This is a genomic window from Desulfovibrio sp. (assembly GCF_009712225.1).
Classification (GTDB): Bacteria; Desulfobacterota; Desulfovibrionia; order Desulfovibrionales; family Desulfovibrionaceae; genus Desulfovibrio.
Window position 1 is genome coordinate 1 of sequence record NZ_WASP01000015.1, and the last position, 23,776, is coordinate 23,776.

General features: G+C 59.5%; 24 protein-coding genes and 1 pseudogene. 2 read left to right on the plus strand and 23 right to left on the minus strand.

The genetic code is table 11. The features are described from left to right. Window positions 1–171: 171 nt before the first annotated feature. Window positions 172–1,917: an ATP-binding protein gene (locus tag F8N36_RS14605; protein WP_291333617.1), complete on the minus strand. Its 1,746-nt coding sequence runs from the start codon at window positions 1,915–1,917 to the stop codon at window positions 172–174. Window positions 1,918–2,054: 137 nt separating this feature from the next. After that, window positions 2,055–3,275, minus strand: a complete 1,221-nt coding sequence (locus tag F8N36_RS14610) for a DNA cytosine methyltransferase (RefSeq protein ID WP_291333618.1) — start codon at window positions 3,273–3,275, stop codon at window positions 2,055–2,057. 522 nt (window positions 3,276–3,797) lie between these two features. Here F8N36_RS14610 and F8N36_RS14615 point away from each other — a divergent pair. Further along, entirely contained in the window at window positions 3,798–4,652 is an 855-nt protein-coding gene (locus tag F8N36_RS14615) for a hypothetical protein (protein ID WP_291333619.1), read from the plus strand. A gap of 128 nt (window positions 4,653–4,780) precedes the next feature. On the opposite strand, the gene F8N36_RS14620 is transcribed toward F8N36_RS14615, so the two are convergent. The 16 genes and pseudogenes from F8N36_RS14620 to F8N36_RS14695 all read right to left on the minus strand — a co-directional run bounded on the left by F8N36_RS14620 (window position 4,781) and on the right by F8N36_RS14695 (window position 17,884). Next, a complete protein-coding gene (locus tag F8N36_RS14620; RefSeq protein ID WP_291333620.1) occupies window positions 4,781–6,070 on the minus strand; it encodes a DNA cytosine methyltransferase in 1,290 nt (429 codons plus the stop codon). Between the two features lie 26 nt (window positions 6,071–6,096). After that, window positions 6,097–6,501: a hypothetical protein gene (locus tag F8N36_RS14625; protein ID WP_291333621.1), complete on the minus strand. Its 405-nt coding sequence runs from the start codon at window positions 6,499–6,501 to the stop codon at window positions 6,097–6,099. Between the two features lie 77 nt (window positions 6,502–6,578). Beyond that, window positions 6,579–7,886, minus strand: coding sequence for a site-specific DNA-methyltransferase (locus tag F8N36_RS14630; protein ID WP_366247060.1), 1,308 nt, complete (start codon window positions 7,884–7,886; stop codon window positions 6,579–6,581). 56 nt (window positions 7,887–7,942) lie between these two features. After that, on the minus strand, window positions 7,943–9,403 hold the full coding sequence (locus tag F8N36_RS14640; RefSeq protein WP_291333622.1) for a DNA cytosine methyltransferase: 1,461 nt from the start codon (window positions 9,401–9,403) through the stop codon (window positions 7,943–7,945). A 206-nt stretch (window positions 9,404–9,609) separates the two neighbouring features. Beyond that, window positions 9,610–10,230: a hypothetical protein gene (locus F8N36_RS14645; protein WP_291333623.1), complete on the minus strand. Its 621-nt coding sequence runs from the start codon at window positions 10,228–10,230 to the stop codon at window positions 9,610–9,612. Window positions 10,231–10,335: 105 nt separating this feature from the next. After that, entirely contained in the window at window positions 10,336–10,533 is a 198-nt protein-coding gene (locus F8N36_RS14650; RefSeq protein ID WP_291333624.1) for a hypothetical protein, read from the minus strand. Between the two features lie 355 nt (window positions 10,534–10,888). Continuing rightward, window positions 10,889–11,158 carry a hypothetical protein gene (locus F8N36_RS14655; protein WP_291333625.1) on the minus strand — a complete coding sequence of 90 codons (270 nt, stop codon included), beginning with the start codon at window positions 11,156–11,158 and terminating at the stop codon, window positions 10,889–10,891. Between the two features lie 485 nt (window positions 11,159–11,643). After that, on the minus strand, window positions 11,644–11,952 hold the full coding sequence (locus F8N36_RS14660; protein WP_291333626.1) for a hypothetical protein: 309 nt from the start codon (window positions 11,950–11,952) through the stop codon (window positions 11,644–11,646). A gap of 125 nt (window positions 11,953–12,077) precedes the next feature. Continuing rightward, window positions 12,078–12,347: a hypothetical protein gene (locus F8N36_RS14665; protein WP_291333627.1), complete on the minus strand. Its 270-nt coding sequence runs from the start codon at window positions 12,345–12,347 to the stop codon at window positions 12,078–12,080. 194 nt (window positions 12,348–12,541) lie between these two features. Then, window positions 12,542–12,790: a hypothetical protein gene (locus F8N36_RS14670; protein WP_291333628.1), complete on the minus strand. Its 249-nt coding sequence runs from the start codon at window positions 12,788–12,790 to the stop codon at window positions 12,542–12,544. 17 nt (window positions 12,791–12,807) lie between these two features. Continuing rightward, window positions 12,808–13,500 (minus strand): hypothetical protein, encoded by a 693-nt coding sequence (locus F8N36_RS14675; protein ID WP_291333629.1) that lies wholly within the window; start codon window positions 13,498–13,500, stop codon window positions 12,808–12,810. A gap of 13 nt (window positions 13,501–13,513) precedes the next feature. Beyond that, window positions 13,514–13,894, minus strand: a complete 381-nt coding sequence (locus F8N36_RS14680) for a hypothetical protein (protein WP_291333631.1) — start codon at window positions 13,892–13,894, stop codon at window positions 13,514–13,516. A 13-nt stretch (window positions 13,895–13,907) separates the two neighbouring features. Further along, complete coding sequence (locus tag F8N36_RS14685) at window positions 13,908–14,504, minus strand: MT-A70 family methyltransferase (RefSeq protein WP_291333633.1); 597 nt, start codon at window positions 14,502–14,504, stop codon at window positions 13,908–13,910. 86 nt (window positions 14,505–14,590) lie between these two features. Next, entirely contained in the window at window positions 14,591–15,109 is a 519-nt protein-coding gene (locus tag F8N36_RS14690; protein WP_291333635.1) for a hypothetical protein, read from the minus strand. Between the two features lie 49 nt (window positions 15,110–15,158). Continuing rightward, a pseudogene (gene iscB, locus F8N36_RS16370) lies at window positions 15,159–16,172 on the minus strand (RNA-guided endonuclease IscB); the annotation flags it as partial. A 329-nt stretch (window positions 16,173–16,501) separates the two neighbouring features. Continuing rightward, entirely contained in the window at window positions 16,502–17,884 is a 1,383-nt protein-coding gene (locus F8N36_RS14695; RefSeq protein ID WP_291333636.1) for a DUF4942 domain-containing protein, read from the minus strand. A 228-nt stretch (window positions 17,885–18,112) separates the two neighbouring features. On the opposite strand from F8N36_RS14695, the gene F8N36_RS14700 reads away from it, so the two are divergent. Continuing rightward, complete coding sequence (locus F8N36_RS14700) at window positions 18,113–18,544, plus strand: hypothetical protein (RefSeq protein WP_291333637.1); 432 nt, start codon at window positions 18,113–18,115, stop codon at window positions 18,542–18,544. 4 nt (window positions 18,545–18,548) lie between these two features. On the opposite strand, the gene F8N36_RS14705 is transcribed toward F8N36_RS14700, so the two are convergent. The 5 genes from F8N36_RS14705 to F8N36_RS14725 form a co-directional block, all read right to left on the minus strand. Further along, entirely contained in the window at window positions 18,549–20,966 is a 2,418-nt protein-coding gene (locus tag F8N36_RS14705; RefSeq protein WP_291333638.1) for a TraC family protein, read from the minus strand. Between the two features lie 111 nt (window positions 20,967–21,077). Then, window positions 21,078–21,410, minus strand: a complete 333-nt coding sequence (locus tag F8N36_RS14710) for a hypothetical protein (protein WP_291333640.1) — start codon at window positions 21,408–21,410, stop codon at window positions 21,078–21,080. Between the two features lie 425 nt (window positions 21,411–21,835). Continuing rightward, window positions 21,836–22,174, minus strand: a complete 339-nt coding sequence (locus F8N36_RS14715; protein ID WP_291333642.1) for a hypothetical protein — start codon at window positions 22,172–22,174, stop codon at window positions 21,836–21,838. A 253-nt stretch (window positions 22,175–22,427) separates the two neighbouring features. Further along, on the minus strand, window positions 22,428–23,261 hold the full coding sequence (locus tag F8N36_RS14720) for a hypothetical protein (protein WP_291333643.1): 834 nt from the start codon (window positions 23,259–23,261) through the stop codon (window positions 22,428–22,430). Window positions 23,262–23,358: 97 nt separating this feature from the next. After that, on the minus strand, window positions 23,359–23,776 hold a 418-nt coding region (locus F8N36_RS14725; RefSeq protein ID WP_291333644.1), incomplete at its 5' end, for a site-specific DNA-methyltransferase.

Genomic DNA, 23,776 nt, shown 5'->3' on the forward strand with positions numbered 1-23,776 from the left:
GTCCATTGGACTCCGGAAATGGGCGCATGGGTTCTAATCAGTGAAAGTTGGTATTGATCCCCAGGGCAGGCCAGACCCGCCGGTCAAAAGGCTCGACAAGCCTTATTTTCGAATCGTGTGGAGGCGGACGAAACCGCCGGGCAAGGAGCCCCCACCCGGCGGTCTGACCGATCAAAGAGCGGCGGCGCGCTTCGTCCCATCGGCCAAGCGAAGTTCGACCCGAAGCGACGCCGGCATTCCGTCCGTCTTCGCGTGCACTTGCCGGATGTTGAGCGATTTGAATTCACTGAACCGGAACCGCCACCGGATCTCTTCCAAACCGGCCAACAAGCTGCTCACGTCCGCCTCGGTCTGGCCCCGCAGCCGTTTCATCACCTTGTCCCGAGCATCTTCGTAGGCACCCGACCGCTGCTCGTCGTGGGAGCCTGCATCCCCATCGTCGGAATAGGAAAACAGCGCATCCATCAAGATGTCCACCACCTGGCCCGGATCAGCGGTCTGGCGGACCACATAGGAAGCGTCGCAAATGTCCTCTTCGTCCTCGATGATCACCTGCACCGGTCCCTGCCACAACGTCGCGATATCGCCATCAACTTCGGCCGGAACTTGGACACAAACCTCGGTCTCGATAGCGTCGGCGACTTCGAGACCCGCAGGGAGCGACATTCGATCGAAATCGCCGCAATCCAGCAGTTCGGTCTTCTTCTCGTTCACCGAAATCGTGTGGCGGAAACCGACGATATGCCGGAACCGGTCGTAGCTGGGATAGCCGTGGTATCCGATCTCATCGGTGTAAAGCGCCAAATCGGCGGGCTTGCTTTCCAGAAGCTGGGAAAGCACATGGTCCTGCACCCGTTCGAGATCGCAGACGGCGATGTTGGCACCGGCAGCGACCACCACATCCCGCGCGCCACCCCAGCGGCTGCCGTCTTCGTCCCGAGGGGTCCAGCCATTAAGAAAGAAGGTCGCTTCCGGCAACTGGATGCCGAGCGCCTGGGCCTCCATCCACAAATTGTGGGACAGCGAATGCCGGCCCGCTTCGGCGATCACACCGAACAGGGCGCGCCGCGCCTCGGTGGTCAATTCATCATAGAAGGCATTTCGAATGACCTGATCGCGGGTGGGCAGAACCAGTTGCAGATCAGCCGTATCCACCACGTCGATCACCGCGAAAAGCGGCGAACCATGCACTTGAACCACACTGAACTTTTGCCCATCCGGCAATGACCGCACCAGATGACCATGATAATTGATCAGCCCTTTGAAATAGCCCGACCACAACCCGTTTGTGCTACCGACCGGACATTTGTCCTTGAAGACATGAATGTTGCAGCCCCGCCAGTGCACGGTCTTGATCGCACCATCAGACAGGGACCGTTGCGTTACCGGCACCCCATTGATAGTTACCGCCACCGGATAGTAGAGCACGGCGTTCTGGATGACCTGGCGAAGGTCGGCTTCACCACGGCCCTGGCCACCGGTCACGTAATGCAGGACCGTCCCCGAGACGACGGGATCGGTATCGGGAACCACCGGGGCATCCTCCTGCCCCAAGAACACCGCCTTGGTCAACCTGACCGTAAACCCGGCCGAGCGAACCGTCACTCCACGGGTAGCCAGGCTGTAAAAGCCCATTCCGGCGGCATTTTCCATAACGTCGGTACGTTCATCCCAGTTCGAACCGCCGAACGTCACCAGCGCCTGGAAATCATCAATGCCTTTGCCGTTGTCGCGGATCGTCACCGCCACCCCGTCCTCGACCGGCACCAGCGAAATATCGACCGCGGTTGCGCCGGCCCGCCGACAGTTCTGCAGCAGCTCGGCGATGATGGTTTCGTCCGAAGAGTTGAAAAGCTGATCAGCTTTGACCAGCACCTTAGGGCCAACAGCACCGGAAATACGGGAGATGTGCGACATCGGGTCGTCCTTTGATCTAATGAAACAGGGCATCTCGTCCCCACCCAGGAAGTCTCCCATTCCCCGGAAATCTCACAATATAGGCGCCCCGCAAATGCAAAGTTGCCGACCCTAAGGCAAACCGATGGGGTGCAGCGTCAGAACGCAAAAGCCATCTGGGAACAGGCCCCCGCCCGGATCTCCGACAAGTGGGCACGGAGACGATCGATGAAGCGCGGCGGAAATCGCAACGAGCTGGCCGAAGCTCGTGCCAGAAAGCCGGCCGTCTGCCTTTCGGTCAACGGCTTCAGCGGATAGGCCAAGAAGTCCTGAATGCGGGTGAGGGGACGACCCAAGGGGTTCTCCGAGATGTCAACCGACATCACACGGCCATCCTTGCCCCATGCCGCGTTCGGCCATCGCTGGCCGCCGCGCCGCTCGCCGCCCTGCCGGCCGAGGGCTGGACCAGGATTTGCCATCCGAGATGCGATCCAGGCAGGAATATCCTTGGTCACCGCGTTTCCCGTTAGCATCCAGCGGGAACCTTTCTTCACATCTTCCGCCGGCAGGGTCCAGTCGGCCGGCAGGCCCTGAAGGCGCTCGGCATCACGGATATCCGGCGTTCCGACCTGACCATCGGGAAGGAGGATCGCTGGCGCCGAGTTGATGCCGATCGTCGAGCCTCCCTTCAATGGCGGAATGGCATTCAGCGCCGCTCCCAGCCCTTTGTTGCCCTCGGTCCAGTAGAACCCCAGCGCGTGCTGGTCCAAATCGATCTCGGCCGTCTGCACGGCCGCCAGCGGGCCGGCATCGTCAGCGAACAGGATCTGGCAGGGATCTCCTTCCAGGCAGGCAACGATGAAGATCCGGCGGCGGCGCTGGGGCAACCCAAATCCGAGGGTGTCTATGACCCGGTAGGCCCAGCGGTAGCCGAGCGCGTCGAACTGTGAGGTGATGTAGGCAAGCCCTTCTCCGCCAGCCAGGTGGATCAAGTTCACGACGTTCTCCAGAATGACGGTTTCCACCTTGCGCAGAGCGAGCAAACGGAAAACGTCGCGGACCAACCCGCTTTTCTGGCCGAAAATACCCTCGGTTCGCCCTGCCTGAGACACGTCGGTACAAGGGAAGCCTCCGACCAGCACGCGGCCATGCCGTGGCAGTTGGTCGAGAAGGCGCACGTCCTGGTGCAGGGGAACGTCGGGACGCCAGAGGCTCAAGACGCTTTGGGCCGCTGGCTCGATCTCGCAGAACATGATGGGCTGGAGGCCATAAGGCTCCATTCCCAACTCGAAACCAGCAATGCCCGAGAACAGGGAAATGCTCTCGACGGCATTGGTCTGAGCAATGGGGAAGCCGGCGGCCGGCGGGGCTGTTGTCATGTCGGTCTGAATTCCTTGACGACGATCAAGGAAGGATGCAGCAGATTTCGCCCACTGAAATTTCTGGATATCCGGCAGAGCGGCGCGCCGTCGGCACCCCTTAATCCGCCAGCAGGAGGCCATCGCTATGGCCTTCTGGTCGACTTCTGCAGGGCTCCAGACGCATTCCCAGGCTGCTGAAGTTCACCTGAAAAAACCACTTTGGCCCGCAGTTGGAGGACCGCTGTGGGAGGGACCAGCAGGAGCACGCCTAAAGTACTACCCCACCCCGCCCGCTGGCCATCGGGACCGGTAGGACCGCCGACAGCTTATTGAAGGCGAGAAACTAGCACTAAGTGCCAGTTATTCGCAATTTGATCGAAGAAAGGGAAAGGTCATGATGTTTCTGGAATAGGCATCGCCTGAGGTAACACGATGACCATGGCTGGAAACGTGGAAAATTCCTGCATCAGGAAAGGGGTGCGCCTTGTTTACTGGACAATGTGCCGACCGAAGATTGGCCGAGGCTGCGGGATTTGACCTATGCAGATAAATCGTTGCGACCGGCCGGTCACAGTTGAACCAATTGCAAAAGATCTGACGGCACCCTGCGCCGAATTGATGTCCCAGGCCCTTCGAATGTTGATGACGATCGCGAGGTCGCTTTCGATGGATGGTCGAACCATAACCATCGCCGACCTGGAAAAGCTCACTGACCGCCTGATCGACGTGCCGTCGGTCCGTGCCGGATTGGCACCCCTCTCCGCAAAATGCGAAGCGTCGGCTCGCCAGCAGTTGCTGGACGGTCGACGTGTCCAATGTCTTATGCGCGGGTTGACCAAACCGCTCGAACCCTTGCTGGCAGATCCGGCTTCCGGCTTGAAGCGAGCGCATCTGCCGCAACTGCAGCAAGCGTTCAGGCAAATTCTTGGCGACGCAGTCTGGGAAACGAGGTGCCGCCAAGCTAAGGCCGTCGCCGAAAACTGCAGAGAGCACGGCCCCGTAAACTGGGATGTCTTTCAGAAGCACCCAGAATTCGTCCTGTTGCGGGAAGCGATCCTGGTGAGCGTCGCCCGGCGCTTCCTCGACGCCCCATTCGAAACCAGAAAGGGCTGGTTCAAGGTGGTGATGAATCATTCTCCCACTGCGGTTAGCGTCGACCCAAATATGTTCATTGTCAGAAAGGTTGAGCGGGAACGAGCCCCGTTCGACGACGCAGTCTTTGCCCGCACAATGCAAGCATTGTTCTCACCGGTCCATCCAAGCACTTACAATTCCGAGGATGAAGAGGCCTTCGTCGCGCGTTGGAAGGCCACACCGGGAAAGATTTTCGGCAGGCTATTCGTAGAGTTGCGCAAATCAAAATCCAAGCAATGGGGGCACACATGTCGACGATAACGTCCGGCCACGGGGGAATTCAAGCAACCTCAATGTCTATGGCGACCGCTCCATCGAATTGTCGACGATGATTTAACCGTACAGTTGTTGTCTGTTCGCACAATATCGGCCGGCGTTGCGGATTGTTTTCACGCGGCGCGGAACATCTCCCCAGCATTCCTGTCGGTCATGGCAAGCAAAGTGGGATCGCCCAGCGGAACCTCTTCGGAGGGTTGGGCCGGTGCCAGACCGGCGGCGTTTCGTATTTCATGCATAACCGCGCGAGCGAGCAGGGGCGGTACCGAATTGCCCAGTTCGCGAAATCCTTGCATTACGGTGCTGTGGAAGCGGAACCAGTCGGGAACGCTGTGCAACCGCGCTCCCTCTCGCACCGTAATGACCCGAGGGCGGACAGGGTGGAGCGGCCGCGCCGCGGTCTGCGCCGAATGCCGCTTTCCTTCATAGGAGCGGGCAACCGATCCTGCGCGCAGCGTAGGGGCCTGTCGTTCGAGATGCAGCCGAACCAGATTGTGGCCTTCGCACTTACCACCTGGCGGAACCGCGGCATACCGCTCGACCACCGCCGGGGCATGGACGGTCCGCTTGCTGCAGGTCAGCATCGCCGGGTTCCAGATTCGACGATAGGAAAGATCGTCAGGATCGTTGGCGAGCCCGCGCATGTATTGGGCATAAAGGTTGGCGCCGCCCCAGTGTCCGGTGGCGTCAACCTCATCGGTGTGCAGCAACTCTTCGAATGCATCCGCCTCCGGCAATCCCTCCAGTGCTTCGGCCACTGTCGGCGTCCGCTTGAGCAGCAGATCCGGCATCAGGGAATGTGTTGCGTCCGGATAGACGGGAGCCTTCTCGCCATAACGGTAGATCAGGAGCATCACGCGATCCCGGTTTTGCGGAACACCGAACTCGGCCGCATTGAGGATCCGCACCGGCGTCACGACGCCGTAGCCAATCTGATGATACGCCTCGACCAATTCATCGAGCAGGCCGGAGAACTGGCCGGAGGCCATGCCGGCGACGTTCTCCATCAGCGCGTATCGCGGCTCAAGTTCTTGGACGAGACGGTGGAAATGAAAAACGAGTTCATTGCGCGGATCGTTGTAGTCGCGTCGCCCCGCGCTTGAAAATCCCTGGCAGGGAGGGGCGCCAAGCAGAAAATCGGGGCTGCGGCCCAAGGTCACCAAGTCGATCTCATCCTTGTGGCTGGCAGCCCGTCGAAGGTCGATCCCCTTGGCGAGAGACAAGTCGGCCGCGACCGCCCTGCCGTAACCGAAATTATGGTGATGAACGGCGCAATGGACGGGCTCGAGGTCAGCCCCAAGTGCCACATCAAAACCCGCTTGCTCGGCGCCAAGGGCCAGCGGCCCGCCGCCACAGAACAGATCGAACAGAACGCCACGTCGTGTCGGCTCAAGAGAAACCATTGGCAAAGATCTCCGGGGATGATGGTTCAGAGACGGCGCGCTGCGCCAACGAGCAAGGGACGGAGCGCTCGTTCCAGCTTGGCGATCTCAACCGCGGGATCGGCCGAAATGACGTCGAACCGACCGCTGACGGGATCACCCTGCGAATTGACCCACTCGAACCAGGGCAAAATCTCCCCGCGCTCCGTGCCGTCAGCCATCAAGAGCACTTCCTTCGGAATGTCAGAACCGTAGAAGATTTTGTGGCCACGCTTGAGAGCGACCGGGCCGCACAGGCGTAGATCATATTCGACACCGTCGACCAGGTGGGTCAGCAGGGTGATCGAAGCGTCCTTCCGCCGAAAGTCCAGGCCATGAGCCAAGACCACCTCCCGGACGATCCGGTTTTCGGTAAAGGCGGAAAGATCGACAAGGTACTCAAGCTCAGACATCGGAACTCCAGACAATCATGCAGCAATTCTATGGAGAGAGCGCTTCTCCACCATTTTGGGCGCTGGCCCGCAGACCATCAGCGCGACATAGCGTCGGGTGGAAAATCCGTCATCACGGCGTCCGTAAAACGGAGTGCGGCGCCACGAAGGTAACCCCGCGCTCGGTCAATGCCGATCCAGCGCCGCCCAAGACGTTCCGCAACCACGCCGGTGGATCCGGAGCCAAAGAAAGGATCGAGCACCAGGTCACCAGGTTGCGTCGTCATCAGGATTGCGCGTTCCGGCAGGCTCTCAGGAAAAGTCGCCGGGTGGATTTTGATGCCGGCCGCCCTGCATGCCCGACGGTATGGGTCGTTCGACGATGAATTTGCTTTGATGATCAGGGTCGACGGGATCGCGCCGCCATTATCCTTGTCAAAAGCACCAACGCCGATGTCGATGCCGGATGGCCGGATGCCGGTTTTGTAAGGGCGCTTTTTATCCTTGTAAGGCTGCAGGACCATCTGATTGTTGGCCGCATCCTGGATCCCGTCCTTGACGTTCACCCACCAATAAATGGGTTCGATGGTTTGTTTCAGCCGCCGCCGGCGGATCGATACCCAATGGATGGAGCCCAGCTTCGCCGGATTGTGCCACCACCACCGCTGGGCCAGCTGCATGCCGCACCTGTCCTCCATGCCAACGGCAAATCTTTCCAGATAAAGGCTCTGGAACGGCTGGCCGCGCCGGTACACCTCCGCGCCAAGATTGATGAACATCGAACCGCCGGGCGCCAACAGCGGGCGCCAGAGGTCCACAAGGTCGAACATCCAGGACAACCACGTGGCTGCATCCTTCGGTCCGCCGTATTCCTTCTGGCTCAAAACGGGGTAGGGCGGAGAGGTGAATATGGTATCGACGGACCCGGGCTCGATAAGCGAAGCCGCTTCCTCAACATGCCCCCACAAAGCCAGTCCCCGGGATGTTTCGAACACCGCCAGCACCACTCCTGGCCGTGCGTTTTCAAGGACACCAAAAGCCTTGTCAGTGAGTGACCAGTGCCCGCGACGTCGTGCCTCGATCAGGCCCTTGATCTTGCCGAACTGCTGGGCGTGCCGAACTTGCCGCTCGAAGAGATTGCGTGGCCCGCTGCCGACAAAGATCGCCTCCGCGCTGCGGACCTCGGTGGTTGCGCCGTACTCGGCGGCCACTTGGTCATAGACCTCTGCAGGTGAAGCGGAGCCGCCATTCGCTTCAAGGCATCGCATCAACGGCAGCAGCAGTTGTCCTCGGCTCGGCAGCGAAACAGTCACCGAGCGCTCGGCGTCCGCTTGGGCGTATCCCTCGGCCAACCGCGACCGCTTTCCTGGTGAGATGGAACCGGTCACCGGATTATTCTTCACCACCGCCACACCTCCTCTAATTGATCAATGCGGGCCTTCCTTCGCGCCAAAGAACGCGATCAGAATAGGGCCAGTTGTTGCGCGACCGGCTTCCGGCTGGCCGCAACCATGGCCACCTGAGCGATTTCCTCGACAGCAGTCTCGACCTTTTCAATGAAGCGATGGACGTTCTGCCGGACCCCGCGCAGGCAGAGACCAACATGCTGGCCGACGGCGACGAATGCCGGATAGATCACGGACTGGCCCAAAATCTGGTGCTGAACGGTCAGGACCTCGCCAGCCACCAGGGAGAAGGGTATGCCCTTCACGGCGGCATGTTCAGCCGGGGTCAACTGGCGCAGCAGGTTGGGATCCGAGGGATGCTGGACCTTCGGCTCCGTGCTGCGGACCTTGTAATAATCCTTGCAGACAGTCGGCACAGACGACGACGCGGCATCGACGATCTGCATCTTGAAGCCAGTGCCCCATCCTTCATCGGCATATTTGACTTGGTCCCGAGCCTGCTTGGCCTTGAGCCCCGCCATCTCCGACCAAGCGCCGGCTGCAGGATCAAGAATCTCGCCCAGGGTCGCCTCCTTGACCCGCACGGGGCAGAGGCCGTCCCAAGAAAAGCCTTGCCCATGCGTCACTGCCACGGCGCAGAGGCGCTTGCGCCCTTCGAGCGCCCCCATCTCATTGCCGTCAAGGATCGTCTCGTGGAGGTCGTAGCCCAGGATCTTCAATACAGCGCTGATGGCTGCCCAGCTCGCTGTGTTCTGATAGGGCGCGACGTTCTCCATGACGATCACCGCTGGCTGCGTGGCCTTCACGATGTTGAGGAAGGTAACGAACAGGTGGCCGACGTCGGGATGCCCCTCGGCGCTGGTGAGCCGCCGGCGAGCCCGGCCGCTGAGGCTGGCACCATCACAGGGAATACCGGCTTGAAGGATCGACACTTTCGGCAGTTCGCCAAGCTCGACGTCGTCGGCCGATCCGCAAATGGCGACACCTTTGCCCGAGCGCCACACCGGGTTGTTGCGTAGGGATGCCTCAAGGAAGCGGCCGTTCAATTCGATGGCAAAGCCCATCTCGGTTTCGATGCCGGCGCGCTTGAAGCCCTCGTGCAAAGCGGCTTCCATGACCCCCCCACCATGGAATACGCTGCCGACGGTCAACGGCACCCCGGACGCCAGTTCCTGCTGGAGACGGTTGAGCCTTTCTTCGGTCGCCAATTCGTCGGGATGTACCGTGACGACGATCTTGCCGGGCTTGAAGACCACCTTCAGCCGCTCGACGCGGCCGAGAATATCGGTCAGGCCGCTGAAATTGATGTCGACCACTGGGTAATCGGGACCTTTGCTCGAGACACGGCGATCGCCATCGTCGGTAATCTCGATCACCAGGGTGCGATTGGCAGGATCGGGGATCAGGCGAAACCTGACACCAGGCAAGGCGCCGGCGTCGCGCAGGCATTGCCCCTGCAGCCAAATTCGAGGAGCGCCGCGATGCTGGCCGAGACCAAGATATACCCTGTGTTCCATCTGCCTGAATTCCTTCAACCGTTCCTTACCGAAAAATTCTAACCTCCTCCGCTCGCTTCAAAATTTGACCCACCGGGCAACGAGCATGCCCGAAGAGACCCGTCTCAGCGTCACCAGAACGCGAGAAAAAAGCGCCACCTCCCCTGAGGAAAGCGGCGCTTGATTTTTCGTAAACCGCCAGGGCAATTGGCCCTGGCCGAACACAGTCAATTGATCGGAATGATCACCCGCGAGTCGATGTCTTGGCGATGGGCGATAGAGCAATCGCCAGGGGCGTCGGTTTGCAAGTAGATCCGCCAACCATCATCTCCGGCCTCGATGTAGACTTTGCGTGCTTCCTCGTGATCGGCCGGTGGCCGTCCCGGAAAGCCTGTCTCGGAGGCCGTGATGCCTTTGCTGATCGGCCGCGGGCGCATCCCCGCGAACTCGCGAAATCGCTCTCGTTCGACGTGCCGTGCGACCCGGTGCAGAGCGTCCGATACCTGCCACATGAGATGGTGAACATCGTCCACCAGTTCGTTTCGAAGCGGTGTGCAGATCTTCAGAAAATCGAAATCGGCGCTTTGAAGGAAGCAATACCATGTGCTGAGTTCGGATTCGAGGTAGGAAGCCGTTTTCTCTATTTCCTCGAATTCGGTGGGTGCTTCGGAGATCAAGTCCCCCACGTAGGAACGGGCGAACCGGATCACAATTCCGTCGAACCGCTTCAGACATTCGGGATCAACACCGAATCTGACCGAAGCCCTATGAAATTTCTTGGAGATCCGATCAAATTCCATCGCCACGGCGATGAAGGACCGGAAGAAAGCGGGAATTATTCGTGCCATAATGAATACCTTTCAAAGGCTGAATTGAGGATGCGGCCCGCCGAGTTACCCACCATTTCCTGAAACCAGAGGATGGGCGGTCACAGGCGGCGGCGCCGGCTTGAATTAGAAGAGGTCGGGGAACTCACCCCGCTCGATCCGTTTCCCCATCTCAGCGAGGGAAGTCATGCTGGAAGAGAAGCGTTCGATGGTGAGGCCGTAATAGGCGGCCTGCTGGGCAATGTACTTGTCCAGCCACGCGACTTGGTCCGTTGCGTCCCCAGCAGTACGGGAACTGGGCGCAATGTCCTGAGCTTTGGCCATAATGTTTTCCTAGCTGCAGACGAGCAGATCCATTGCGAACTGGTGTCGCAAGGATTTGAACGATCTTGGATGATGGATGCGCTTGCTTCTGAACAAGCCAGCTGGTTTGTGAGAAAGGTTGGACAAGTCGCCGCAGCGTCCTGTCCAACCGTTCAAATCACGATTTCATTTGGCAAAAAAGGCGAACACCTTCGATTTGCGACTGACGCGGATGTAGTCGTTGTGCCCAGGTTCGGCATTGTAGGAATTGGCAACAACGCTCTTATCGCTGCGCGGATTTCCGTTGCCAAACGGACGGCACCGTCGAATCCAAGACTGTGCCCGCAGCGGACGAAACCCTCGCGGCGCTACGGTCTTAGTGGGAAGCGGAGAATTTGAGTTGCGCCGAATTGTCAGCAAGCATAATGACACCAACGTCATAGCCATTGCTGTCGAATTTCACTAATCGATGAAGGACCGAACGACAACGGGCGGTCTCGACACGGAAAATCTCGATCGCGTGGTTGTCATTCTTTGCAGTAGGGCATGACCGCGGCGTCAGGCCGTAGGCGTCAACCCACGACTGAAACTCGCTTGGATCACAAGAAGGGTGTACCAATTTCTGGATTCGGTAAGGAGAAGTCATGGAGCACTCCGTTCTTTCGAGGAATTTAATATCCCATCTGGGGCTAACGTCGCAAATTCGGGCGATCTCCACCGCCATACCGTCGCCACATGCCACGACCGCGGTCAGGCTGACGTGCGAATCCGACGCGAAGACTTCGCGTGGATTGGACGATCTTGATCGATGATTGGGCGCAAAGCACGCGATGAGCGGAGAACAAATCTCCAGTGATGAAAGCCTAGCTTAGAGCGCTTGTCTCCGCGACGAGAGAGGGCTTGTGGCGCGCTTGCAGTCCGAAAACTGCCTTTGCCCCACCCTGGCAAAGCAGGTGACTCGCGCAAGGGCGAGAAGAGGCGAAGTGGTAAAAGTCTACCAGAGGTCGGGATTTCTCTGCAACTGACATCAAATACTATCGGTATGATCCGAGATAAGTGCTGTGCCCAGAAGAGCGATCACGAAGGCTACTCCGCGGACACTAGCATCGTTACCAGGAGTTTCCCCGCCGTCTATTTCAACCCAGGCATCTTCGGGCGCTCTCGAACCGTTCGCCCGCGGCCGATGCCCACAACAGTTCCATCCTCTTTCGCTTCGCGCCTGGCTTTGGCCAAAGCGACGTAATCCAAGCCAGCCGGATGGAACTGCTGGGCCGCCAACCCACGAACCGTGTGGGCGTATTTCCGCCCGACCAGGTCGCCGTCCTGCCCGATCCTGCGGATTCCGACCATTTCCCCGGCCACTGGATCATCCTGCCCGATCACCGGATCGAACCATCGATCCGTCACCAGGAAGTACAGCGAATCCCGCGACTTCTGCATGATCTGATCGCCAACTTTGATCCCACCGAAGCGAAGAGCCGGGGAGGCTTGCGCTTCTTGCGCTCGACTGGCTCTACCCATCGCGTCCCACCACCGTCGGCAATCCAAGTCACTGGCGGTTCCCCTTACAAGTCTTCCGGCACATCAGGACAGGCAGCGCAATAGGCCATGTGCCCGGCCGGGGTGATTTGGTAGGTCGATACCTTGACTGACAGCGGGCCATAGCCAACGACGAAATACGTCGGTTTTGCGAAGCCTTTGGCCGTCAAAGCGTCACCCACCTTCTTTCGGATCTTCGCGGGCTCAGCACCGGGCAGGTCCTGGCCGAACAGAGCTTCAAGCGCGGCGCTCTCGGCTTTCGTCAAACCAGGGACACGGACTTCAGGCTCGGTCATCGACCTTTCCTCTTTTGGGTACGGCCATCGCGCATTTCCACGATTTCAGTGCGTCGCCGAAAGCCAGCCAGCCGGTAACAGACTGAATTGTCACTTAGCCGCCGCCTCGGCGCTGTCAACCAGCTGCAGTCGCTAGCGCCGCGCACCAATCCATCCCGACTGGCTGCGTCTTCGTTGACGAACTTGTACGAGCATCAATTTCCCTCTGGTTCCAATGGCACTGCGCGAAGATGATCGTCCTCGCCAACCACGACGCGATAGCCCGCGCCTTCTATCAGCCCATAGACGGCGCTTTTGCGAGTCGCGTATTGACCACCGCCGTTGCCGATCATCGCTTTGGCGAGCCACATCCTCTTGCTGCCGGTGACCTTGCCAAGAACAATCCCGATCCCGAGAACGACACGGCCATCCGCCGTCAACCCCACTCTCTCGCCTTCAGCCATCGGCCATTCCTCCGCAATCACCAGCCGGGATACAGCGCGACCAGGCGAGCCCAATCCGCGAGACAACCGGCGGCATGCAGAACCGAGATCGCGTCCGCTGCCGGCCATTGCCAGGGCACCCGAGACAGCCAGGTCTTGTCCTCGCCGCCCCGATACAGCCACATGACTGTTGCCACCATCATCTGCCTCGCCGCTGGAAGGGCCTTGTATGCCTTGCGCCAAGCGGTCATAGCCTCGGGAATTACCTCGTCCTGGCGCCAATCGACAGCGGTCGGCCGCACCGCATAATGCGGCTGCTCGCTCCGCAATGGCTCGTCGAGCCGTTGAAAGAACGCCTGCATCTCGTAACGGTCCAGAACGTCAAATAAGTGGTCTGCGAATGGCTGCGCATTGCCCCAAAAAGGCGGTTGCAGCTCCACACCGCACAGCCGGGCCATGGCGATAGCCTCACCCGCATCCATCGCTGGCCGCTTGGCCACCACGTCGAGCAGACGGATCTTCGGGAACCGTCCGGCCGCCAGGCTTCTCGACACCAGGGCATAGCCGACGACGGCAACCGGCATGCTGGAATGGTGCACGTAGCCGCGATCTGCCTTTTGCAGATCGCCAATCGTCACGATACCGCCCGGCGCGATTTCGAGTCCAAGCTCGTCCAGGACCTCCTGCGCCTGAGCCATCGACTGATCGACCATTAAACGATTCATATCCATGGTATCACCGGTATTAGAAATCGCGGAAAACGCTCGGCAGCAATATGGCCGGCATCAGGATGGACGCGGCCAGGACACAGAGCCAATTACCAGTGTGGCCGCGAAAGGCGAGCACCACAACGCCTCGGTTTTTCCAAAGATACCACGCTGCAGGGGAAGCAAAGATGGTCGCTATGACGACAGCAATGACCCTCGTGTCCACTCGGCCACCACCGACCACGGCGCATATGATCATGGTCAACATGGTCAAGGTCCAACTGGCGCTAAAACAGGCCCCCATGTCACCGAACGGATGGTCGTCGTCTTCAGGTGGTGATCCAGCTGGCGGAAGATCGTCCGAAGCGCTTTTCGCCGATTTCCTTCTCGCGTCCGCAATATTGATGATTTCGGCCATCCTGGTTCCCCCTTCAAGCTGCGACCGTTTTGTCAAACTTGCCGGTCTCGTTGCCCCAGATTGACCAACCGGTCGCCGCCTCGCGGGCAAAGAGTTCGATGCGCGAACCGGGCACCAGGGCGGCCATATCGTCGCGCACATTGTCAGGCTTCCGGGAGTGCTCGCGGATCGGCGCCAGCCACAGGTTACGCGTCCGGCGATTACCCCAAGTGGGCTTGCCGCGTGTGCCAACCAACAGCAGTTCGGCAGCCGAGCGGAAGATATAGCCCGTCCCAAATGCGATTTTCTCGCCCGTACTGGACTGCTTTCCCCAGGTACCGCCGGCCTTGTATGCGAACCCCCATGCGCCCAACAAATCGAGCGCTTGCGGCAACATTGGGAAAGTCGCCCACATGGCCAAAACGCAATCCTTTGCGGCTAGTAGCTCGACCGGCATTCGCTTCAAATCCTCGACGGACTCGCATCCATAATGGGCCTTCGGGTTCTTCGCTTCGCCGGCCGTCGAGAAGTTCGCGAACGACCAAGGCGGGTCCGCGTAAATCAGGCGGAAACCACCTGCGGGACGCAACGACTGGAACTGTTGGCTAATCACGGCGCGGTCGATCGTCATTCAACCAAACCTCCGCAGGAGGCCCCGTCGTTCACGGCGGGGAGGAATGCGGACGGCGAGTCCGCGGGAATATTTGGCCAGCGTTGTCATGCGGCCTCCTGGAGGATGGGCGAGGCATGCCGGGCGTAACCGTAGCCGTCGGCCCGCGACAGCAGGCGGCAATGCCTGGCGTTGATGCCCTGGACGACAGCGTGCTTGGTCTGGATGTTGAACGACCCACTGGCCCGCACCGCTACACGCCCGATATGGCGGCCCATTTTCTTGCCGTTCGGAACATCGGCAACTACCATGTCCCCGGTGCGGAAGCCCCGCGCCATCTTCTCCCGTGTCAGATAGCCGCGTGGGAAGCCATTGGCGTAAACATTGGTGCGTTGATATGCGCCCCGTCCAGTTGCTTTGATCGACAGCACAGGCATGTCCCAGCCGATCACCTGGTCGACTTGTCCGGCGCAGGCCGCGTCCAGACAGTGCGCCTTGGGGATGCCAAGCCGAGAGCGGTTGTATTTGGTCCTGCCGCCAGTGGCGGACTCCACTGGCAATCCGGTCTCCCGCAGCGCGAAGAAGATGGCGTTGCGCGTGGCGTTCACCGCCGCGTCGTCGCGCAAGCGGGGTCTTGGCCTGGGCCAGCACACGCTCCAGCACGTCCGGGCGGTCGGCCAGGAACTCCCCAACGGGCATCGATCCCTTCGCTTCGTTGCACGGTTGGCAGGCCAGAGTCAGGTTCGACACGCGGTTCGAGCCGCCCTTGGCCTTAGGGTGGATATGCTCGACTTGCAAAGGCAAATGCACTGCCCCGCAGTACGCGCACTTGCGGCCCCACTTTTCGAGCAAATATTCGCGGATCTCGTATCCGGCCAACTCGCCCTGCTGGTACTCGATCCCGGAGATCTCCGGGTTCTGCATGGCCTGAGTGTCGAAGCGGACCCGCTCGACAGTCGCGGCGGACACAGGAGCCAACCCGGACAGCCGCCCTTTCCAGGACATGACGTTGTCGACAAGGGAACGCAGCGACGGCGGCAGCCAACCTTCCGGCTTGGTGCGATTGTCGAACGTAGGCCCCCGGTAGCGCAGGTTCACTGACCGCCGACGGCGGCGATAGCCTTTCCGCTGGAGTATGGATTTGCGGATCTTCTGGCCGCGGTGAGTGAGTTCGAGATGGAATAATACATGGTGGACGATGGTAGTGCCGTCCGTTTTGACTTCCTCGCGGACTAGACACATCCCGGTGGTCTTCGAGCCGGGATCTATCTTGAGGCGGATCGGCTGGACGGCGGACTCTTCAAGGATACGGTCGATCAGCCTGATGGTGAACGGATACTGTTTGTGAATGCGCGCCCTCCCGACTTTCATGAGCTTCCTGGCCCTGGCCGGATGGGTGGGCATCAAAGGCTTGCCGTGCCTGTCGAGGACGAGCACGGCGGCTTCGCGGTGCTTGGGATAGTTGGTGATTTGGGAGCTTACGCTTCCCTGCTGGGAGTCGGCTTGCGCCTTCTCCCGTGACGGCTCCGGGCTGGCTTTTCCGGAACGCTCCCCTCGGGCATGTTGGGCTATGCGGTGATCGGCGTTATGCCTCCCGCATGTTCTAGCCGCTGTCTGCCCGGACGCGTTTCGTGGCCGACCCGCCGTGTCTGCCATCCGGGCTTCGATTGTCCGGGACTGAGGAAGCATCCCGGAGTCGGTGTTTAGCGCCAATTTCAACGTAGTTGTCCTCTAACGTTTGCCAAACTCAAACAACTTGCCCTGGTCAACACGGGCCTGCCAAGGTCTCCCTCAGCAAGCCCCTCCCTGAAGGGAGGGATCATTGACCATTTCTTCAGCATCACAACATCCCGCTCGCACGAAGGCAATCAACCCTAGCCCGCGAACCCAACCACCATACCGAAAGTGCCTGTTGCCACGATTTTGTCGACCAGATCCTGTGAGCTTAACGAGTGAATCTTCCAGCTTTATGCGGGCGCCTTCCGCTTAAGGGAACGCACTTAACGAAGATCCTTCCGTCACAAGGGCTTCTTCAAGGTGACTATCACCGTGTTGACCATGGTTCCCGATTCAGCAAACGAGCCGGCCGGCAAATCCCGGTAGGTGCCCTTCATCCGCTCCACCAAGGTGCGGAAAGCAACGGCCTTCGCGTTCTCCCGAAACTCCACGCCGGCGGACATGATCGCCACCAGCTTGCCGCCGGGTTTCAGGAAGCGAACTGCATGCCTGACGTGGTCGATGTCCCTTTGTCCGTCGAAAGGGGGATTCATGACCACGCGATCGAAACTGCCCAGTGCCTCGGGCGTCATATCGAAGAAATCGCCCAGCACCACCTTCTCATATCCTGCCTGGGTCCGCAGGTGGTCGACATGCTGCGCCTGTATCTCGACGCAAGTCACTTTAGCACCGGCCTGGACCATCCTGGTCGCGAGCGCACCTCGCCCACCACTGGGTTCCAGCACGGTGCTATCTTTCAGATAGCCTACGGCCTCCATGACGCGGTGGGCAACGTCTTCGGGTGTCTCGAAGAAGCCGAAATTCTTGGCCACCGCCCGATTAAAGTCGGGCTTTGTCTCTGCGACATCGGCGCTGGCGCCGAGCACATCACCATAATATTCACCGAGCAGCTTATTGACCTCTCGCACCAGGTCATTGCGCTTGAAATGGAGGTGAGCGTTGCCATTGAGAAACACCTTGATCCGGAAATATTCGGTCTCGGCGGTGTAGGCAGTAGGGTTTCCCAGTCGGCGCCGCCCGTCGACCGCCCCGATTATGCCGGCCAGGCGGTCCGGCTGTTGTTTCCCATCAAGAACGGAAAAAACGCGTTCAACGTCACGCAAGGAATCATCGTGCCTGGTCCAGTGATTCCAGGAACCGTGCTCGTTGAAAACTCGCGTCAAGACAATCCTGCTGCCGATCTTGAAGCCGTCGTGCGACCGGAAGCGCCGATCCAAATTCGAGAAAACTTCCGCGATACCGCGGCGAAATATCATGTCAGCATCGCCCATTAACGACTGCATCGTGGCGTAGCAGTTCTCCACTGTCGCCGGCGGCGGATCTTGGCGCAGCTGCTCGCGGAACTGATCCCGCGCCTTCTTATCCATCAGCTTTTCAAGCTCGGTGGCGTTGAGCAGATGCGTCCAGACGCCGGCATCAACGTTGCGGCGCATCGACGTCAAGAAGCGGTCCCTACGCTCGGTTTCATGGTAGCCGGCGTAACGGGGGGCCAAGGCGTCTCGCGCCGCGTCGTCAAAGCTGCATACGCCCTGGATGGACGGGGCGGCATCTCGCGCAAAACGGCGCGCCTGCTCCAACAGGTCGAAGGCCTGCGCGAAAAGATCGAGCGCCTTGTTGCGATGCCCTTCCAACTCCGCAACTGTCGCCCGACGAATCAATTCCATGCCCATCGCTCAAGACCTCCGACAAAACCGATACCCGATGCTATCGTCGGTTTTGCCAGCGACCATTTGCGGTCCGGGCGAAGAACCCCCACAACCGCCGAGCCGAACAGAGATGGCGAGGCAGGAAAGTCTGCAAGGGAGGCGCAGGGCAAGCCAACTCCTGGGAATTGCGGACGATAAAAAACTATGGCACTTGCCATAGTCAAATAACCGAACTATCGTCCGTGCATGCGCCCAATGACACCGCAACGAGCTGTAGCGATCATCGACCTTCTGAAGATGAAGCGGGCAATGGTCTGGCGAGAGATGAATGCCCTGGCCGGCACTAATTATGATGACGCCGACATCTACAAATGGTGCACTCCAGGAAACAGGGGGCCGTCGGTCGCTGCAACACTCTATCTGCGCGGCAAGATACTTGAAGCTTGGCGTGAGCGGCAGCGCCAAAGAAAATATGGAAAGCCAGGCTCGCGGCTGGCCCAGATTATCGAGATCGTTTCCGGCCTGCTGCAGGGCGGCCACAAGGATGTTGCCGACAGACTGGAACGCCGCATCCGTCTTACGATTGATGACCTGGCGGCCAAGAAACCAAAGAAATTGCGGCACCATAAGCAAAAGCGGTCAGGGGAGACCGGAAAGTCGCTGGCCTCCCCTGGCTGACCCATCATTCCGCCGCGGCTGCACAGCTTTGGGAGCGCTCATTAATCAACCGGCGAACCGCAGCCGCCGTCGAAAGACCCTCACTCCTGAACTGCTCCAGCAAATTTACGATCTGGCGCTCGCTTGAATAGAGGATCTTCTTGAAGGCCGGCAGGTGCAATCGACCAATGCCGCAGCCGCCAGCCGTGTGGATCATTGCTTCAATGAAGAGACCGCGAACTCCGCGAACCGTCTCAAGCGCAGCAATGGCTTCTTCGGACAGATGAAAACGCGTCGTCTCGCCAGGCATGGAGGTCATCCGCGTGCCCAGGAACAGCCTGTGTGCGCTCATCGCCCAGATCTCGGCTTCAAGAGCAGACCCTTGGACAAAACCGCTCCGCTGGGTCGTTGCAATCCAGGATCCACGATACTTGCGCGCCAAGCACCAGGCCTCGATGAAAATCGATGCCAACCAACCATTTCCAAGCAAAAACTCGTCAATGCTGTCGACTACCGCCACCTTGAACTCTTCGCGCCGGGGGATGGCCATCTGCCAGGTGATGAAGGCGATCAGGGACACCGCCACCGCAGACCGAAGGGCCGAATGATACCGGACGGCGCTGACGTCGAGGACAACCAGCTGGTTCGAAAGGTCGATCATGTTGGGGCCATTGAACAGATGTCCACCAACGCCAGAAGAAGTCCACATCGCCAGCCCGCGCACAATCTCACTGGCGTCGTGGGGATCAACCAGCTGCTGTTCGAAATAGGCGAGGGCTTTCTGATGGAGCGCGTCCATGGTCAGCGCCTTTCCAGCTTCATGCCAGGCCTGAGCCACGATAGCCCGCAGGTGACACAGCATGATGTCCGTGGGGCATGACTGCCGCCCCAGCAGCGCAGCGCCGACGAGGGCGGCAATCAGACCGGTGACTGTATCTCCCTCGTAATCGAAATCTTCGACATGGCAAAACGGCGTCAAATTTGGGCAACCGTCTTCACCGATCGTCACCAAATGGCCATTGAGGTTACGGCAGAACGCGGTGTAATCGCCGTCGGAGTCGATCACCCACGCCCGGCCACCCTGCGCAATGGTTGAAAGGATTTGGTCTTTGACCAGGGTGGTCTTGCCGGATCCTGCTTCGCCGCTGACCACAGTGTTGAAATTGGTCATGCTCTCGAACGCGTCGAACATCATCGCTTGGCCACCCCGGGAGACGAAGGGCAAGCCGGTATAGTGGCTATTGCCCGACCAATCGCCGACAACTGGAAGGAGGTGGGTGAATTGGGATGGCGCCGCCACCGAAAAGCCCCTGCGGTCTCTGGGGGTCAGCTTCACCAGGCCAAACGGTAGAGCCGCCAGAAGAGCGCGGTGGTCATTGGCCAGACGCCGGCATCTGATGCCATAGGCTCCGGCGCGGGTCTGCAGCCGCATCATGTCGCACTCGGCACCCCGGTCCGAATCGGAGATGGTCACAAAGCTGAGCTTGAACGACACCGGGCGCTCATATTTATCTCCATTGCAGAGATCGTAGACCTTTTGCACCTTTCGTGCGTGCGAAGCGGCCGACCGGCTTAAATGGGAAACTATCTTGTAAACCGGATTCGTCGCAATCGAATGCGCGCGCCCCACTGCCGACCGATCCTTCGTGTGATCGCCGTAGACAATTGAAGCCGCCACCAGAAACTGCGAGGGCAGATCATCGCCTCCGCAGTGCACATGGGTGGCAAACATCGGCATCATTGAAACAGGGTCATAGTCGCTGAACTGATCGAGTTCCAGGGCGCCGATAACGCGATGATGGAACTGCTGGGTGAATTGGTCCTGCTCGTCCGAATCGGGTGCTCCAGGTGTCAGCGGCGTGCCGTCCTCGAGGCTCAGATTGGGAGCCAGGTCCATCACCTTCGACACCAACCCGACATGGTTGTCTATCGTCAGCGGCACCGGGTCCATGCCCAGATGCCTCAATTCAGCCTGGAAGCTATTGCGGAGGCCTTCCAGCACAGCGATCTCCGGAAAGGTTGGCTGATTAGAAGAGGGGATAGAGAACGAAACCACCACTTGGAATTTGTACACGTGGGGAGTAGCGAAGGCCGTCTGCTGCGCCTCGACGAAATGAGCGTTCTGCTCGGACACGGCTTGCTGCACGATGTCAGGGACCCTCTCACCGGGAATCTGGTCGAGCCCTGCGACCGAACTGTTGGCGAAAAGCGTCACTTGCAGGACCGCGCCCTCGGGCCAGTCTCCCGAAAGCCCGGAAACCATGCGCGATAGCCTCTTGAATGCGTCTTGTCCGTTGGTCGCCAGCACCGGCGCCATCCGGCAAACGAATCCTGCGCCGATGGCGGGACCGGAAAGACGGAACAAATGTTGATCGGGCTGGTAGCCGCGCAGGTTGAGGGTGTCCACGGACAAACCGGTTGGAAACTGAAGGGTCTTGGTCATGGTCGTCAAATTCTCCAGGTGATTTTGATTGAGGGAGTTGTCAGAAATCGCTGGCAATACTGGACAGATCAGCGAAGGGGGCGCGAATTGCGACCAGGTCGGTGAGGCCTATCAGTGACCCTGGCTGATACCAGCCGTCCTTGCGGAGCTGCGGCATTCCGCATGCGACCATTGCGTCGAGCAGGGGCCTGACAGTTCGCCAAACATCGAATCCCGATGCATCAGGACCATTTGGAAAAGCCGCAGCATGGGGGGCGGCGCAGCGTCATCCCGCGCAACCACCTTTTCTTCGATACGCTCATGACGGATAGGTGGCGGCGTTGCGCGACCGGCGAGCATCTCGCGCTCATAGTCACAAACAGAGCAGGCGGCGGGAGCGCCATAGGCTGGGTCGCGCAGCACCTTGCCGCGACGAACCTCGTAGTAACCACAGGAACACCGCACGACCCAACGGGGTTCATTCCCGCTTCCCCAGCCGAAATATCCGACAACACGAAGGCGGCCGATCTGTCGACCGGTCAGATCCGCTGCGGCCGACGGCACCATCTTTGTTGGCAATGGGGCATGCGACCTGGCTTGGTGCGGGCGCACGCGGGTACCGCGGACGGGATCGTATTCCGGCAATCGATCGCGACCGACCGACACCGCCTCCACGATTGATCGCCACCGCTCCGTTCAGCGAAGACCACTGCATCCACGTCTCCCGTGTCCGCCCGCTGCAACCAGGCCATGCACGGCCGGCAGCTAGGCAAATCAAAGGATAGGGGAAGGGATGCCGCAGAACAGCGGCCAATAACTAACGGAAATGCGCCAAATAAACAGCGTTAGTTGGCCAGCAAGACGATGGGAAGATGGTCTGCCCTGGAACCTTATTTGTTCTTGGGGCTCTTGAACGGAAAGAAAAACCGCGCCGACAAAATCAATGCCCAGGGGACAACAAACGCACCGAGAGCAATGAAGCCGCCACACCATCCCATGGCGATCTCGGCAGACATCCAAGGTTCGCCGTGGGGAACAACCAGCGGCATCATCAGACCGACGACCAAGCCGGTGAATCCGAACACGGCGGTGCGTTTGGACTGAACAGAGATAATGGCCACAGGAGCGCGTCCGTCATTTCTCATGGCTGGCCAACCGAGCGACGCGAGCACCACCAAGATCGCCACCGAAACACAGAGCGTCCAAACAAGAAGGTATGTTTGTTCCACCGGGTCGAACCAACGGCCTCCGAATAAGCAAAGAGCAAGAACCGCGGCCACCGGCACGAGGTGCCTAAGGCCATATTCATTTGCGTAAGATGCTTTTGATCCTATCGTCTTCGTCCACTTGGCTCTCGACTTTTAGGTAATTAGGTCACATCGGTCTCGGCGGCGGGGCGCGCCGATGTCACGGTCTGGATAGATGTTACTGTCCGAATGACTGCCGGCCAGCCCCGCAGGGCGGTATGAGAAGCCGTTCAGATCACGCCGAACGCTTTTGGTCCTCCGCAGACTTCGTGCGGGTCTTCCTCTTCGTGGCTGCCGACACGGTCAAGGCCTTCCCAAAAACGCCCAATGCCTCGTTTACCTTTTCGATTGTCCGAATCCCAAGGTGCGGTTGCTTGAGCAGCTGGGACTGGGACGTGGCGAGTAGGTGAGCCACCACAACGCCCTCTTCGTTGAGCGGGCAACGATGGTTTTTGGCATCGACCAGGGCGCCAAAAACAGCCTGCCTCAACCTTTGTGTCTGAAGCTTCGGCAAATTCAAAACGGACAATGGCATCTGTTCGATATTCTCCCCTCCGGCCAGATGAACCAGGTTAGTCGGACCAGTCGGGAGCTGAGGTTGGGAAGCCTTGGGGAGATCGAGAGTCGTCTCCTGTTCGAAAGCGAGGCGTCGCCGCTTCTTAATCTCGACAATTACAGGCGCCTGCAATGCCTGAACGAAGGCTTCATGCGCCTTAATGAGACGGTCAATATCCATATCCCGCCCGGATACTTCAGCCTGATCCTTGAGCAAGTCGAGAGCCGCCGAGGCCAGGGCGATCGCAGTATCCCGACCATCTTCCAGACCCAGTTCCTTAAGTCTACGCCCAGCCAGGTATCCCATGACCGCCCCAACGACCCGCTTGTTCAAGCTCATGGCCGCCGCCTGCCTGCCGGCATCCGTAAAGTATTCGGGATGATCTCGATGCAGCGCCCGCACCGCTCCGTCAACAACAGCCCAAAGCCTCTTGTAGGCCTTATCTCCTTTGGGCGGACGCGTCGGCCTTATAATAAGTCTATTCTTTGGCGCGGAGCGTTGAGGATCCGTCAAACTCTTCTCCTTTAAAGATCGCCCACGATCATCCTATATTGCCGCATTGTCGACAAACCTGTCAGCCCGGCTGGCCTTCGCCCAGATAGGCCAGATTCTACGCCAGCGCCAGAGTAATCGCCTTTTCGCGCACCGTCTCAAGTCCGGCTTCGAAATAGGTCTGGGCGATCTCATTACAGACGCTATTGCGTCCAGCGCGCATTGCCGCGATCGACGTGTTGAAGATGCCACCGAACGGATCGAGCACTGTGTCGCCGGCGAAACTGAACATGCGGATCAACCGATAGGGAATTTCGACCGGGAACGGCGCAGGATGGACTGCGGTCTTTTTCGCACCCGCAATATCGTCCCAGACTGGCCGGTACCATCGAGCATATTCTTCCCGGCTGATCCGGGAAGCCTCTTGCTGAGCGGTGGTTGGATTGCGGTAGGGTCCAGGCTTCTTCAGCAACAGAATATGCGTAAGCGTCAACGGCCCCACACATTGTCTGCCGCTGGCGTTCCGGGCAAGGTCG

What these genes read in the sequence shown, in the direction of transcription:
- F8N36_RS14700 (WP_291333637.1), top strand. Translation starts at nt 18,113, where the DNA reads ATGCGCCCAATGACACCGCAACGAGCTGTAGCGATCATCGACCTTCTG.
- F8N36_RS14615 (WP_291333619.1), top strand. Translation starts at nt 3,798, where the DNA reads ATGCAGATAAATCGTTGCGACCGGCCGGTCACAGTTGAACCAATTGCA.
- F8N36_RS14645 (WP_291333623.1), bottom strand. Translation starts at nt 10,230, where the DNA reads ATGGCACGAATAATTCCCGCTTTCTTCCGGTCCTTCATCGCCGTGGCG.
- F8N36_RS14610 (WP_291333618.1), bottom strand. Translation starts at nt 3,275, where the DNA reads ATGACAACAGCCCCGCCGGCCGCCGGCTTCCCCATTGCTCAGACCAAT.
- F8N36_RS14680 (WP_291333631.1), bottom strand. Translation starts at nt 13,894, where the DNA reads ATGGCCGAAATCATCAATATTGCGGACGCGAGAAGGAAATCGGCGAAA.
- F8N36_RS14670 (WP_291333628.1), bottom strand. Translation starts at nt 12,790, where the DNA reads ATGGCTGAAGGCGAGAGAGTGGGGTTGACGGCGGATGGCCGTGTCGTT.
- F8N36_RS14650 (WP_291333624.1), bottom strand. Translation starts at nt 10,533, where the DNA reads ATGGCCAAAGCTCAGGACATTGCGCCCAGTTCCCGTACTGCTGGGGAC.
- F8N36_RS14640 (WP_291333622.1), bottom strand. Translation starts at nt 9,403, where the DNA reads ATGGAACACAGGGTATATCTTGGTCTCGGCCAGCATCGCGGCGCTCCT.
- F8N36_RS14620 (WP_291333620.1), bottom strand. Translation starts at nt 6,070, where the DNA reads ATGGTTTCTCTTGAGCCGACACGACGTGGCGTTCTGTTCGATCTGTTC.
- F8N36_RS14660 (WP_291333626.1), bottom strand. Translation starts at nt 11,952, where the DNA reads ATGCAGAAGTCGCGGGATTCGCTGTACTTCCTGGTGACGGATCGATGG.
- F8N36_RS14605 (WP_291333617.1), bottom strand. Translation starts at nt 1,917, where the DNA reads ATGTCGCACATCTCCCGTATTTCCGGTGCTGTTGGCCCTAAGGTGCTG.
- F8N36_RS14675 (WP_291333629.1), bottom strand. Translation starts at nt 13,500, where the DNA reads ATGGATATGAATCGTTTAATGGTCGATCAGTCGATGGCTCAGGCGCAG.
- F8N36_RS14695 (WP_291333636.1), bottom strand. Translation starts at nt 17,884, where the DNA reads ATGGAATTGATTCGTCGGGCGACAGTTGCGGAGTTGGAAGGGCATCGC.
- F8N36_RS14685 (WP_291333633.1), bottom strand. Translation starts at nt 14,504, where the DNA reads ATGACGATCGACCGCGCCGTGATTAGCCAACAGTTCCAGTCGTTGCGT.
- F8N36_RS14665 (WP_291333627.1), bottom strand. Translation starts at nt 12,347, where the DNA reads ATGACCGAGCCTGAAGTCCGTGTCCCTGGTTTGACGAAAGCCGAGAGC.
- F8N36_RS14705 (WP_291333638.1), bottom strand. Translation starts at nt 20,966, where the DNA reads ATGACCAAGACCCTTCAGTTTCCAACCGGTTTGTCCGTGGACACCCTC.
- F8N36_RS14625 (WP_291333621.1), bottom strand. Translation starts at nt 6,501, where the DNA reads ATGTCTGAGCTTGAGTACCTTGTCGATCTTTCCGCCTTTACCGAAAAC.
- F8N36_RS14655 (WP_291333625.1), bottom strand. Translation starts at nt 11,158, where the DNA reads ATGACTTCTCCTTACCGAATCCAGAAATTGGTACACCCTTCTTGTGAT.